The sequence below is a fragment of the Rhizobium sp. BR 314 genome, from assembly GCF_047445805.1.
GTDB lineage: Bacteria > Pseudomonadota > Alphaproteobacteria > Rhizobiales > Rhizobiaceae > Rhizobium > Rhizobium lusitanum_B.
This window is the reverse complement of sequence record NZ_JARWLA010000012.1, coordinates 24,911-37,875: the sequence shown is the minus strand read 5'-3', so window position 1 is coordinate 37,875 and position 12,965 is coordinate 24,911. Positions and strand designations below refer to the sequence as shown.

General features: G+C 58.7%; 14 protein-coding genes. 3 read left to right on the top strand and 11 right to left on the bottom strand.

What is annotated here, in order from left to right:
- Window positions 1–53 precede the first annotated feature (53 nt).
- Both QD461_RS16890 and QD461_RS16885 read right to left on the bottom strand, forming a co-directional pair.
- Window positions 54–302: a DUF982 domain-containing protein gene (locus QD461_RS16890; protein WP_414088764.1), complete on the bottom strand. Its 249-nt coding sequence runs from the start codon at window positions 300–302 to the stop codon at window positions 54–56.
- Between the two features lie 255 nt (window positions 303–557).
- On the bottom strand, window positions 558–1,472 hold the full coding sequence (locus tag QD461_RS16885; RefSeq protein WP_414088763.1) for a LysR family transcriptional regulator: 915 nt from the start codon (window positions 1,470–1,472) through the stop codon (window positions 558–560).
- A 136-nt stretch (window positions 1,473–1,608) separates the two neighbouring features.
- Between QD461_RS16885 and QD461_RS16880 the strand changes: the two genes are divergently transcribed.
- Window positions 1,609–2,715, top strand: coding sequence for an aldo/keto reductase (locus tag QD461_RS16880; RefSeq protein WP_414088762.1), 1,107 nt, complete (start codon window positions 1,609–1,611; stop codon window positions 2,713–2,715).
- Window positions 2,716–2,855: 140 nt separating this feature from the next.
- Here QD461_RS16880 and QD461_RS16875 read toward each other — a convergent pair whose 3' ends face one another.
- Window positions 2,856–3,206 (bottom strand): ArsR/SmtB family transcription factor, encoded by a 351-nt coding sequence (locus QD461_RS16875; RefSeq protein ID WP_184707019.1) that lies wholly within the window; start codon window positions 3,204–3,206, stop codon window positions 2,856–2,858.
- A 190-nt stretch (window positions 3,207–3,396) separates the two neighbouring features.
- On the opposite strand from QD461_RS16875, the gene QD461_RS16870 reads away from it, so the two are divergent.
- On the top strand, window positions 3,397–3,759 hold the full coding sequence (locus tag QD461_RS16870) for a hypothetical protein (RefSeq protein ID WP_414088760.1): 363 nt from the start codon (window positions 3,397–3,399) through the stop codon (window positions 3,757–3,759).
- A gap of 92 nt (window positions 3,760–3,851) precedes the next feature.
- Here the strand turns inward: QD461_RS16870 and QD461_RS16865 are convergent, their stop codons facing one another.
- Window positions 3,852–4,742 (bottom strand): SMP-30/gluconolactonase/LRE family protein, encoded by an 891-nt coding sequence (locus tag QD461_RS16865; RefSeq protein ID WP_414088759.1) that lies wholly within the window; start codon window positions 4,740–4,742, stop codon window positions 3,852–3,854.
- A 169-nt stretch (window positions 4,743–4,911) separates the two neighbouring features.
- Between QD461_RS16865 and QD461_RS16860 the strand changes: the two genes are divergently transcribed.
- The gene (locus tag QD461_RS16860) at window positions 4,912–5,670 is read left to right on the top strand and encodes an SDR family oxidoreductase (protein ID WP_414088758.1); all 759 of its coding nucleotides are present in this window, start codon (window positions 4,912–4,914) and stop codon (window positions 5,668–5,670) included.
- A gap of 254 nt (window positions 5,671–5,924) precedes the next feature.
- Here the strand turns inward: QD461_RS16860 and QD461_RS16855 are convergent, their stop codons facing one another.
- The 7 genes from QD461_RS16855 to QD461_RS16825 form a co-directional block, all read right to left on the bottom strand.
- Window positions 5,925–6,335: a hypothetical protein gene (locus tag QD461_RS16855; RefSeq protein ID WP_414088757.1), complete on the bottom strand. Its 411-nt coding sequence runs from the start codon at window positions 6,333–6,335 to the stop codon at window positions 5,925–5,927.
- A 180-nt stretch (window positions 6,336–6,515) separates the two neighbouring features.
- Complete coding sequence (gene dhaL, locus QD461_RS16850; RefSeq protein WP_414088756.1) at window positions 6,516–7,178, bottom strand: dihydroxyacetone kinase subunit DhaL; 663 nt, start codon at window positions 7,176–7,178, stop codon at window positions 6,516–6,518.
- A 54-nt stretch (window positions 7,179–7,232) separates the two neighbouring features.
- Window positions 7,233–9,329 carry a bifunctional sugar-binding transcriptional regulator/dihydroxyacetone kinase subunit DhaK gene (locus QD461_RS16845; protein ID WP_414088755.1) on the bottom strand — a complete coding sequence of 699 codons (2,097 nt, stop codon included), beginning with the start codon at window positions 9,327–9,329 and terminating at the stop codon, window positions 7,233–7,235.
- 125 nt (window positions 9,330–9,454) lie between these two features.
- Window positions 9,455–10,096: a dihydroxyacetone kinase subunit DhaL gene (gene dhaL / locus QD461_RS16840; RefSeq protein ID WP_414088754.1), complete on the bottom strand. Its 642-nt coding sequence runs from the start codon at window positions 10,094–10,096 to the stop codon at window positions 9,455–9,457.
- Window positions 10,097–10,110: 14 nt separating this feature from the next.
- Window positions 10,111–11,103: a dihydroxyacetone kinase subunit DhaK gene (locus QD461_RS16835; protein ID WP_414088753.1), complete on the bottom strand. Its 993-nt coding sequence runs from the start codon at window positions 11,101–11,103 to the stop codon at window positions 10,111–10,113.
- 33 nt (window positions 11,104–11,136) lie between these two features.
- Window positions 11,137–11,910 carry an SDR family oxidoreductase gene (locus tag QD461_RS16830; RefSeq protein ID WP_414088869.1) on the bottom strand — a complete coding sequence of 258 codons (774 nt, stop codon included), beginning with the start codon at window positions 11,908–11,910 and terminating at the stop codon, window positions 11,137–11,139.
- A gap of 60 nt (window positions 11,911–11,970) precedes the next feature.
- The gene (locus tag QD461_RS16825) at window positions 11,971–12,960 is read right to left on the bottom strand and encodes a substrate-binding domain-containing protein (protein WP_414088752.1); all 990 of its coding nucleotides are present in this window, start codon (window positions 12,958–12,960) and stop codon (window positions 11,971–11,973) included.
- Window positions 12,961–12,965 lie beyond the last annotated feature (5 nt).

Here is a 12,965-nt window from a genome sequence, read left to right as displayed (position 1 = left end):
GGGCCGCCGCTGCTTGTAATCATTCGGGGAGAGTCTTGGCGGAAGCGGCCTTCTCACGACAGCACGGGAACGCCTGCTTCGACCGCCGCAGCTATGAAGGCAAGCCGCGCTTCCTCGGCAGGCCGCTCACCGCGTTGAACGTCCATGCAAATCAGGAGCGCGGACATGAAACAACTGCCTTCGTCCGCCGGCCAGTCGTCCAGAAGCGTCTTCCAGGCCTCGCCGGCATCCCCAACTGTTTTTATTTCACCCGTGCTGTGGCGAACAAGGTGCACAGGAGAGAAGGATGGCATGGTGTTCATGATTGAGGACTCCAACGCGGCAGAGTCTTTCTTGGTCCTTTATCGACGAGAGCGCATTTAACTTTATTAATCCCAGCTCAGGTATTGGGAGGGATGGGATCAGTCGTAACTCTCGTCTCGGCTACATTTGTCAAGTGACGAGGCGCGGGCCAATTCCAGAGCCCAGCGGGCCGCAGGGCTGTGCAATGGCCCCAATTTCGGGGGCGTAGTTTTGGAAGGGGGGCGCGTCTTCTCCGCGAAATGCCGTCGGCACGTTTACCCTCTATTCGCGGATTCTCGGCCGAGGTGTCTTACCGTGTCGATAAAGGCCCGCAGTTTCGGCGCAAGTTCTGCACGGCGGGGAAAGTAGAGAAACAGGCCGGCCTCCAGGACCGCGAATTCGCTCAAGACCTGAATCAGTCTGCCGGCCTGAATATCCGTGCGCACCAGCGGTTCGAATACATAGGCCAATCCGACGTCTGCCAGCGCCAGTTCGATTGCTGAGTGGGATTCGGTAACGATTGCTTGGCCCTTCACGGCGACAGCGACGTCCCGGCCGTCCTCGACGAATTCCCATTCGTAGAGCCCGCCTGAGCGGATCAGTCGATAGCCGATGCAATTGTGGCTTGAGAGGTCACTGAGTATCATCGGGCGACCAAAGTGGCTGATATAATCGGGTGAGGCGACCACGACCGAACGGAAGGGCGGGGTGAGGCGAACTGCCACCATGTCCTGCGCGATCATTTCGCCGATGCGAATGCCGGCATCGAAGCCTTCGGACACGATATCGGTCAGCCTCTCATCCGAAAAGATCTCAACTTCCACTTCCGGATAGCGCTCGGCCATGGCCGCAATGATACGCGTGACGGCAAGCGACAGGCACACACGGGCTGCGTTGATCCGCAGCAGGCCGCTTGGCCTTCCTTTGATGGCCCTTATGCGTTCCATTCGCTCGTGAATGTCCTGAAGGGCCGGCGCGATGGTGGTAATCAGGCTTCTGCCCGCCTCCGTCAGCGCGACACTGCGTGTCGTGCGCGCAAAGAGTGGCTGGCCGAGCCGTTCTTCGACCAGCCGAACGGCATGGCTGACGGCGGAGGCACTCATTCCGAGCTCATTGGCGGCGGCCGCGAAGCCACCGCGGCGCGCAACGGCGACGATGACGGGTAGATGTGTCAGCAGATCTCGATCCATTGCTGAGCAATATCGCATAATGCATACGAATTAAATGATCTTATAAAGGCGATCAAAGTCGGCGAACTTGTGTCCAGCGAACAGCCGGCACCGCCACGATCCCACTACGCCGGCGCTTTCAACGAGGAGCGCGCTCATGAGCATGAATTTCTACACCCTCGGCAATAGCGGGCTGAAAGTAACCAGGCTTGCTCTCGGCACCATGACCTTCGGCACTGAATGGGGCTGGGGCGCCGACAAGGAAACGGCACGCGCCATTTTCAATGCCTATGTCGATGCCGACGGCAATTTCTTCGATACAGCCGATGCCTATACGGGCGGTACGTCGGAAACCTGGCTCGGTGAATTCATCGCCGAAAGGGGATTGCGGGATGATGCGGTCATCGCCACCAAGTTCACCATGAATCTCTCCGCCCGAACGCCGAACGCTGCGGGGAACGGCCGCAAGAACATATTGCGGGCCGTCGAAGGGTCGTTGAAGCGCCTCAACACCGATTACATCGATCTTTATCTGCTGCATTGCTGGGATCGGCTAACCCCACCTGAAGAAGTGATGCGGACTTTTGATGATCTCGTCCAGTCGGGAAAAGTGCTGCATGTCGGCCTGTCCGACGTGCCGGCCTGGTACGCCAGTCGGGCTCAGGCGGTTGCGGAATATCGCGGTTATGAACCGTTATCGGCGCTTCAGCTCGAATATTCGCTTGCCGAACGCAATATCGAAAACGAGTTCGTTCCGTTCGGTACACGGTATGGCGCCGGCGTCATGGCGTGGAGCCCGCTGGCGAGCGGCCTTCTGAGCGGGAAATATCGGGCAGGCGAGGTTCGGCAGGTGGATGGCCGGCTTGAAACGGTCCGCGGTACGACCAATCCGGGCTTCCAGAAATTCACGGAACGCAATTGGGCGATCGTTGCGGAATTGGAAAAGGTTTCGGCGGAGCTCGGGCGCAGTATGGCGCAAGTGGCCGTCAACTGGGCGATGACGCAGCCTGGCATCGCCTCGATCATCATCGGAGCAACCAGGCTCGAGCAATTGAAGGACAATCTTGGTGCGCTGGAGTTCACGATTCCAGCGGAGCTGCGCCAAAGGCTCAATGAGGTAAGCGCCTTGCAATCGACCTTCCCCTATTCCTTCTTCGGGCCGGAGATCCAGGGTTCGATGACCGGCGGACAGACTGTCGGCGACAAGCCGTCGGGCTACTATCCGGATCTTACCATCTCCGGGAAATTTGCAGGCGTCAGCTGACGCGGCAGATCGGGAACGATCCGGCGTCGGTATCTTCCGTATTTGCCCGCGTTGGCCAGCTTCATCGCCATGGTGCGGACGGGGAGGCAAAACTCTTAGCGGCCGGTTGCCTCATATGTCGAAGCATGGTCCGCATTGCCTCAAGACTCGCGATGCGCATCGTCCGCAGCCTTTGATGCCAACCGCTCGGCGTCGGGATCGAAAACCTCAGACAGGGTCTGCAGGATGCGCAATACTCCAGGATGATCGCAAGTATAGTACCGGAACTGCGCCTGACGTCGTACTTTGACAATTCCGGAATGATAAAGCCGTGTCAGATGTTGGCTGAGTGCCGACTGCGAGATTCCGAGCTTCTTGGCCAGACTATTGACGTCTTCTTCGTGGCTGGAAAGGTAAATACAAACCTCAAGACGCTTTGGGTTTGAAAGTTGGCTGAGGAGATCTGCATGGTAGATGAGGCGCTCATCTTCTGTAGTTTGGTCTGAGTACATGACGCTGGCCGATCGCTGATAAATGTTTAATCTTCGAAGTTCAGGCGTCAGATGACAATAGACACAAAAGTCGCAAAATTATGTTCGGAACTATTGCAAATATATTGCATCCTCCCGGAACGACTGAACCTCCCACGTAGGCTGGCCACGGTGGAACACGCCTTCGTTAATCGACAACTAGGGTCGTATTGTGATTTGTGAATATGTCAGCGGGCGGTTTTGCAATTATTCTGTAACAAAATCGAACGAACTGCCTTGTTTTTGTCCGGCTTCTGACATCGCGCTGCAAATAAAGCCGTTTATCTTGTGTGGTATCGAACAGGAGATAAAGATGACACATAGGGACCTGACGATCACCGAAGTTCTTAGAGATCCGCTCATCCGGCAGATTATGCGGGCGGATCACATCTCTGTTAGCGGTATGGCGAATCTGTTGCAGGATGCTGCGCGCCGGCAGAAGCGTGCGAAAGAATTCACCTTGCCCGCTGATTTGGCCCCGATAGCCAATGCAGCTTCACAGACGCAAATCACTGCCCGGGCGGATTTGCGCTGAAGGCACTGCCTCTACTTTCCAGCTGCCATGCGGCAGCTGACTTTGCTTGGTCGGTCAAATGCGTGTGGGATCGTCTCTGGCTCTAGAGCATCTTAGAGCGCGCCGCTGCGGTTTAGTGAAATCGCATAGACGCTGGTGGTCGCCGTTATGAAAAGCTTGTGCTTGCCGCGGCCGCCGAAGCATAGATTGGATACCGTTTCCGGCACCAGGATCTTGCCCATCAAATGTCCGTCGGGGGCAATGCAATGAACGCCATCGGCGGCCGACGACCAGAGATTGCCATCGCCGTCGAAGCGCATGCCGTCAGCGCAGCCAGGCGCAATCACATGAAACACCTCGCCACCGGATAGTCGCCAGTTATCGCCGACGTTGAAAACGCGGATGTGCTGAGGATCGTTGCCATGCATGCGGCCGGTATCAGCGACGACGAGCTTTTTCTCATCCGGGCTGAAGGCGAGGCCGTTCGGGCAATTGAAGTCGGTCAGCACCGCTTGCATCGCACCGGACGGATCGACGCGGTAGACATGGCAAGGCAATTCCTGCTCGCTCCGGTGCCCTTCATAGTCCGTTGCAATACCGTAGTGCGGATCACTGAACCAGATGGCGCCGTCCGACGTGACGACGACGTCATTGGGCGAATTCAGTCGTTTGCCCTGATAGCGATCGGCGATCACCGTGATCGATCCGTCATACTCGGTACGGGTTACGCGTCTTCCGCCATGTTCGCAGCTGACGAGCCGGCCCTGCCGGTCGCGTGTGTGACCATTGGAAAAATTGGATGGTTCGCGAAACACGCTGATGCCGAGACCCGGTGCCCACCGCATGATGCGATTGTTGGGGATGTCCGAGAAAAGTAGACAATTCAGGTCTCCAAACCAGACCGGCCCTTCGACCCAATCAAAACCGGTTGCCAGCTGCTTGAGAGGCGCATTGCCGAGAACGAATGTGCCGAACGTGGGATCCATGGTCTCGAAGAACGACATCGCGGCAATACCTCCCGTAAAGTTACACGGCCTGTTCGTTGTGCTATCGATACCGTATTCAAACGACTCCGCAAGCGGAGAGCATGGCACTTCAGACATATTCCGCCGTGAATTCGGAGTGTCCATTTGCCCCCTCTCTGGTATCGCAATCGAGTAAACGGAGGAAGCGATGTCTGTTGGTCTCTTTGATCTGAAAGGGCGACGCGCCCTCGTTACGGGCTCATCCCAGGGTATCGGGCTCGCGCTCGCCAAGGGGTTAGCGGATGCTGGCGCAGACGTCATCCTCAACGGTCGCGACGAACAGAAGCTCGCCAAGACTGCGGAAGGCTTCGAGGGCAGGGCGCATGTATTGGCGTTCGACGCGACAGATCATGGCGCTGCGCGGCATGCCATCGACGCCTTCGAGGCAGAAACGGGTGCGATAGATATCCTCGTCAACAATGCCGGCATGCAGTTTCGTGCGCCGCTTGAGGAGTTTCCAGCCGATGCCTTCGAGCAGCTGTTGCGAACCAATATTTCCAGCATCTTCAATGTCGGTCAGGCGGTTGCGCGACATATGATCAAGCGCGGTGCCGGCAAGATCATCAACATAGCGAGCGTGCAGACGGCGCTGGCGCGCCCTTCGATCGCACCCTATACGGCGACCAAAGGTGCCGTCGGAAATCTCACGAAAGGCATGGCGACGGACTGGGCCCGGTTCGGGCTGCAATGCAATGCCATCGCGCCTGGCTATTTCGACACTCCGTTGAACGCAGCGCTGGTCGCTGACGCCGATTTTTCGGCATGGCTCGAAAAGCGCACACCGGCCGGCCGGTGGGGGCGGGTGGAGGAGTTGATCGGCGCATGCATCTTCCTGGCATCCGACGCATCCTCCTTCGTCAACGGTCATGTTCTCTACGTCGACGGCGGGATCACCGCGTCGCTCTGAACGTCATGGACGACCGCCGCTGGTGAAGCGCGGTCCGGCTGTGGCTGGGGAAACACCGGGTCATTGATGCACAATGACTGAAAGACGCTCTTACCGCGGACATTATTAGCATTTGATCGTGTGGGGCGTGAAATATTCGACAATTATGGCCGAGCGAGATTGTAGCGCTGCCAATGGGCGACGCCACATCTCATTGGGTGAAGTCCTGGATAGCGATCCCCAGCACTCAAGTCTGGGATCGCTATCAGCGCGCCTCATTCGCTGGCGGCATTTGCAATGCGGCAGAGGTTCTTGGTCATGTTCGGAGCCACTTGTCCCGGCTGGACAATGAAAACGACATCGACGCGGCTGCCCTTGCCGCTTTTGCGGACAACGGCGCGCAGAGTTTGCGGTCGGCCGGAGCCGCTCGTTTCCTGCTGGGCTGTCAATGTGCCAAGGTTTTTCTCTGCTTTCACATCCAGAAAACCATCTGCCAGAATGGCGCGGTGAATCTTGTCAAAGGCGGTGTTCGGGTTGACTGACGGAGCGACTACCCATGTCTTATAGGTGATGCCGGTCACCAGCGGAACGCCGCTGCTCTCAAAGTGGCTTGCACAGGCATCAGCCAGAGCCGGGGAGGCCGAAAGAAGCGCAAGCGTGAAAGCAAAACCTATCCTTGTATGCATCAATTGACAGCCTTTTTTTGATTGAACCTAGGGGGTGGGTACATCAACAAGGTGAGATTGATACTATCATACCGGGAACATGTCTATCTTCGACATCACGCATAAATGGAGGGTTTCGGGTAAGAGATTTGCTTCGGTCAGCGGCCCCGTGGCCAGGCCAATGACCAGATTTCAGGCCCGTCAGGAACGAATTCCAGCGCGCTCCTCAGCGAAAGTATCGCGCATCGCGCGCAAAATTGTCACCGCCGATGCTGCGCCGGGATCGACGTGTCCGAGAGATCTTTGCCCAAGGCGGGCCGCCCGGCCGCGGGCGGCGACCATTGAGCTCGTAGAGTTTGCACCGTCTTCCGCGGCTTCCAGAATGGCGCTCCACATGCCGGCGGCGTCGAGCGAACGCGTTCTGGCGTCGAGGGCAGCTTCGGCAGCCGGGATCCAAGCATCCAACATAGTCTTGTCGCCGCGCTGGCCCTTTCCGCGCTGCTGAATGCCTGCCCGCATTTCATCAACGATCATCGCCTGGCATGCCGGCGACAGCGATTCGTCGGTCTTCAGCGCCTGTGACGCTCGGCGAAAGGCGGTTGCGTATAGCGGGCCGGTCGATGCTCCGACCGCATCGAGAAACGCCGAAGCCGCGACGGCAAAAATCTCGGAGGGCAGGACCTGTGCGGGGTCGAGCTTGGCGAGTTCCGCATTCACCGCCATGAAGCCGAGGGACATGGTGATCCCATGATCGGCGTCTCCGATCGCGCCATCCAATTCCGAGAGACGGTCTTTCTCGGCATTGATTGCGATGGATATGCGCTGAAACATGTTGCCCAGGCATCGAGCGGCATTTTCCGACATCGTCTTCCTCCCGGTCCCAGCAGTTCTGTCGCTGCCGGGCTCATTCTTATACGATCACCCGACCCTCAGTGCGAAAGCGTCGCACGGATGGTGCAACAGCTCGGTCAGCTCCTGGTCGAGATGCATTATGGATATGGATGCGCCGACCATGTCGAGCGACGTGCAGTAGTGTCCCACCCAGTTTGCGTCGATTTTGATATCCTTGGCGCTCAGGCGCTGCTCCACACGCCGAAAGAGAATATAGAGTTCCATCATCGGCGTCGCGCCGAAGGAGTTGATCAGCACCGCGACCCGGTCACCGGCGGCCGGCTTCATCTCGGCAAAGATCCGATCCATGACGCGGTCCGTAATCTCGTCGGCGCTCATCATTTTCTCGCGGGTCACGCCGCGCTCGCCATGAATGCCCATGCCGAACTCGATGTCGTCAGGGCCGATCTCGAAATTATGGCGCCGTGTTTGCGGCATTGAGCAGGGTTCCAGCGCGACACCCATGGTGAAGGTCCGGTCATTGGCCTTGCGTGTTGTGGCCTCGCAAGCATCGAGCGGCAAGCCTTTGTCGCACGCAGCTCCGGCAACCTTGAAGATAAAGAAATTGCCGGCGACGCCGCGACGCCCCTCCTTGTCTTCGATGGGGGACGACGCAATGTCGTCGGTCGTCAGCACTGTCCGGACTTCGATCTGCTGCTCCTGCGCCATTTCAGCGGCCATCTCGAAGTTCATGACGTCGCCGGCATAATTGCCGTAAACGAAGAGCACGCCTTGCCCGCCGGAGGCTGCTTTCGCGCATTCGAGGATGGGGGTGGGCGGCGGCGAGGAGAAGATGTTGCCGATGGCAACGGCATCGGCCAAACCCTTGCCGACATAGCCGAGAAAGCCGGGTTCATGACCCGTGCCGCCGCCGATCACGAGGCCGACCTTGCCGGGGCGCGGGCCATTCCGCGCAACCAGCGCTCGATTTGACCCCTTGATCGGTGCGATATGCGAGCCATGCGCCTTGACGACGCCATCCAGCATCTCGTCGACGACGTCGTCGGGATTGTTGAGAAATTTCTTGATATGCGTGCGATAGCTGCTTGGCAGCGAAACGCTATTGTCTGCCCTTGGCCGTTGGTTCGCCTTCTGATCCAGAGCCGTGACGCCATCGGCGTTGAGAATGCCTCGCCCCGTGGCGGCGTCCGTGATCAGCACGTTGATATAGCCGCCGCGCAGCGCCGCAAGGATCGCTGGCACCTTGTCGAAGCCGCCGGCAACAGCGATGCGCAGCCCGATCGATTTCAGCATGTCGAGAGATATGCCTATGGTGCGATCATCGAGGGGGCCAGCGACGGGCTGGCCCTTCGCGTCGATGAACCGTCCCGCGACAACGCCCACCGCGTTCTTGGCCAGATAGTCCTGCAGCGAGACGGATTCGAAGAAGCCGCTGCTATGGATCGTCGAATTCGGTCGCAGCGACGACACGCTGAAGACCGCTTTGTTGGCTTTCGAGAGCACAGCGAATTGGTCTTCGATCAGTGGTTCCGCCAAGAGGATGTCGCGCACCTCGGCCGTCGAAACGATGGCAGGCGCAGTGATGTTGACAAGCTTGCCATCGGTGGCGTTGGCAAAGGCGGCGGCACAAAGCTCCGGCGTATAGGCAAAGCGCGCCCGCGTGCCGCCGGTCGCCTGAACGACGGTCACATCCTGAAGGTTCGGTACATTCGATTGTTCACCGACTGCAAGGACCGTGCGCCCCCAGGCAACTGCCAGCGTATCGCCCGATTTCAGTAGCTTGGCGATTGCCTGCGCCCCTGCCGTCCCCAGACGGTCGATCAACGGCCGTGTTCCATCGTCACTCGGGACGACGAGACAGTCATGCAGCCCGAAATGCCGTTTCAGTTCGAGCGCGATGGAAAGGGAGCTTAGGCGCGACGGTTCAAGCGAGATATTGACGATGCCGCGGCTGCGGGCATCGGCCAGGTAACTGTTAACGGTCGCCCGCGAGATGCCCATGATATCGGCGATCTCGCCCTGGGTTTTGCCGTCTTCATAATAGAGCCAGCAGGCCCAAACATAGGGGTCGTCGCCATAACGCAGCGGCATGGCGTCGATTGCGTCCGGAGCGCCCCCCTTTCCTGAGCCAGTTTTGCTGGCCGAACTTGCCTTGCCTGTCATCGCGATTCCCTTTTCCCGCCAGAAGATGGAAGCAATGCTGGGTGTTTGCAAATGCTTCTTGTCGGGATAAGCGGTGCGCGACCCCTCCAGTCTATTGAGGGGTCGCGCGGTCTTGGGAGAGCCCGTTAGTGCAGCTGGGCGCGAGCGCCGAGGGAAAGCTCCTTCAGGATGATAGCACAGGAGGTGGCACCGGCATCCAGTACGCCGAGGGAGCGTTCACCCAGGCGGCTGGCGCGACCGATCTTGGCGACCAGATTGAGCGTGGCGTCACGGCCGGCCTCGGCAGCAGCCACCAGAGCGTCGAGTGCCTCTGCGAAGGATTTGCCGGTCGTATTCGCTGCATCGAAGGCCTCGATCGCTGGAACCAGCGTGTCGAGCAGCGTCTTGTCGCCGACCTTTGCCGAGCCTATCGATTGAATGCCTTCGAGGCCGGCATGGAGCGCGCGGCTATAAGCGGCACTGTCGATTGCATCGATACCTTCGAGCTTTTCGGCAATCTCAGTGAACATGACGCCATAAAGCGGACCCATGGAGCCGCCGATCTCGGTCATCAGCACGGTGCCGAGCGTGTCGAGCGACGCAGACAGTGACTGGTTCTGGCCCTTCAGCCGCTCTGCAGCCATGCCGAAGCCTTTGGCCATGTTGACGCCGTGGTCGCCATCACCGATCTTGCCGTCAATCTCACTGAGATAGGCGCGGTTTTCGACGATGCGGTCGGCCATCGAAAGGACGATGCCGCCGGCTGTTGCATTGTTGAATGTCTGCATGCGTGCGTCCTCCCTCAGAGCAGAGTCGTACATTTGACCTCGACGTCCAAAAGCTCTTTCAGCTCCTCGTCGAGCGCCATCACGGTCAGCGTCGCGCCGACCATTTCTAGCGACGTGAAATAGTTGCCGACATAGGTCTTGTGGATCTTCAGGCCCCGCTCGGAGATTTTCGTCTCGATCGTGTCGTTGAGGATATACAGCTCGTTGACCGGCGTTGCGCCGAGACCCGATACAAGCACGGCGACTTCGCTGCCCGCAGGCAGATTGTGATCGTCAAGAACGATCTGGCACATGGCGTCTGCGATCTCGGTCGCCGTTTTCAACGGCTCGACGCGAACGCCGGGCTCGCCGTGATGACCGATTCCGACTTCCATCGTGCCTGGCTCGATCTGGAAGTTCGGATGGCCGACGGCGGGCAGAGTGCAGGGACCGAGGCCTATGCCGACGGAGCGGCAGCTGTCGATCGCTTTCTGCGCGGTTACGCGGACTTCTTCGAGACTTGCTCCGGTTGCAGCCTTGGCGCCGCCAACCTTCCACATGAAGATCTCTCCGGCGACACCGCGGCGCTTTTCGCGTTCCTCTGGCGGTGCGGAGCAAACATCATCGTTGGCAACAACGGTGGCGACTTCGATTCCATCCTTTGCGGCAAGCTTGATGGCCATCTTCACATTCATGTTGTCGCCGGCATAATTGCCATAGAGGCAAATCACGCCACGGCCGCCATTGGCTTCGCGAATGGCGTCGTGAAAGCTCTTGGCCGTCGGAGAGGAGAAAAGCTCGCCGACTGCGACCGCATCCAGCATGTTCTTGCCGGTATAGCCGATAAAGGCCGGCTCATGGCCCGAACCACCGCCAGTGACCACACCGACCTTTCCGGCGCGCGGTGCATCCTTGGCGACGACGACGCGCGGATTGCCAGCCAGACGGACGATATCCGAATGTGCCTTGATGAAGCCTTTCACAGTATCTTCAACGACTTCATCCGGATTGTTGATGAACCGCTGCATGGTACCTCCTGTAGAATTATCGCGCGCTTGCGCTCAAAGAATTGTGTAGCCGCCGTCGATCAGTAGATCGGCGCCATTGATCATGTCCGCACCGGAAGAGGAGAGGAAAACAGCAGCGGCTGCGATCTCCTGCGGGAAAGCGAAGCGACCGTTCGGAATGCGCTTCTTGGCAGCCTCACCCTTCTCGCCGGCCCAGGCCTTTTTGCCGAGCTCGGTCAGCACGATCGTCGGAGAGATAGTGTTGACGCAGATGCCATGCTTGCCCCATTCGGCGGCAAACGTCTTGGACATGCCGATGACGCCGAATTTGGAGGCGCAATAAGCGACATGATCTTCGATGGCGACGGTGCCTGCCTGCGAGGCGAGGTTGACGATCTTGCCGCCTTTGCCGGCAGCGATCATGGCGCGACCGACGGCCTGCGTAATCAAGAATGTACCCTTGAGATTGATACTGATCGTCTTGTCCCAATGATCGAGCGACAGATCCTCGGCCGGTGCCAGAAAGACAACGCCGGCGCTGTTGACAGCAATGTCGATGCCGCCAAAATGCGAGACGACGTCGCCGACTGCCTTGTTGACCGAAGAGGGATCGGAGACATCGCAAACAAAGGGTGTCGCTCCGCCGCCGATCTCGGCCGCCTTTGCCTTCGCGATATCGACATTGATATCGAGGACGGCGACCTTTGCGCCCTTCGACGCGAACGCCGTTGCCACGGCTGCGCCGATGCCTGAACCGCCGCCCGTCACGAGGGCGATCTTGCCCGACAGCGGGAAGTTCAAATCAATGTCTGGAGATGTCTCGGTCATCTTTTTCAAGCCTCTGTCCTTGGGGGAGCGGGGCGAGATGTTCGCCCCGCCGCAATGATCTTACTTGCGGGTCTCGAGCAGCTTGTCCACGTTCTCGGTCGTTACCGGGGTCCACGGAACATTGTAGTTCTTGTCCTTGCCGTCGTTGAATGGCATGGCCGGATACTGTTCCCAGATCTTCGATTCCGGTTTGTAGCTGCCCTTCTTGGCGGCGAAGATCGCGAGGTCGAGTGCGCCCTGAGCCTGAGCGCTTGCGTCCTGAAGGATCGAGGTCATCGTTCCCTGCTTGACGGCGTGAAGCGCATCGGTGATGCCATCGATACCGGCAATGGCGAAGTCCTTGACGTTGAGCTTGGCTGCTTTGATCGCTTCGATCGCGCCAAGTGCCATCTCGTCATTCTGGCCGATAACGCCATTGATCTGGCCCGGATGCGAGGTCAGCCAGTTTTCCATCAGCGTCTGGGCTTCGGCACGCGACCAGTTTGCGGTCTGGTCTTCAAGAACCTTTACATTCGGGCACTCGGCAAGCGCCTTCTTGTTTCCTTCGAGGCGCGAGATCTGCGCCGACTGGCCGATCGGGCCCTCAAGGATGACAACATTGCCCTTGCAGCCGATCTTGTCGAGCACGGTCTTGGCTTCCATGTAGCCGGAGATCGTGTCGTCGGAGCCGACATAGGAGGTCAGGAGATCGGAGTTGACACGGGTGTTCGAGCCGACGACCGGGATGCCGGCGTCGTGCGCTGCCTGAACGGCGGTCGCTGCGGCTTCGATATCGATCGGCACGAAGATGATCGCGTCGAACTTCTGCGTGATCATGGTGTTGACCTGTTCTTGCTGAACAAGCGCGTCGTAGCGGCCGTCGAAGATGGTCAGGTCGACGTTACCGTTCTTGACGGCGGGATGTTCTTTGAGCGCCGCCGACCAGATCTGCATGAACTCGGCATTGAGGCCATAAGGGGCCGCGCCGATCTTCAGCTTCTTCTCCTGCGCCAGAGATGGCGAGGCGAGAAGCGCGGTTGCAGCAGCAAGAGCTATAAGTAATTTCTTCATTATAA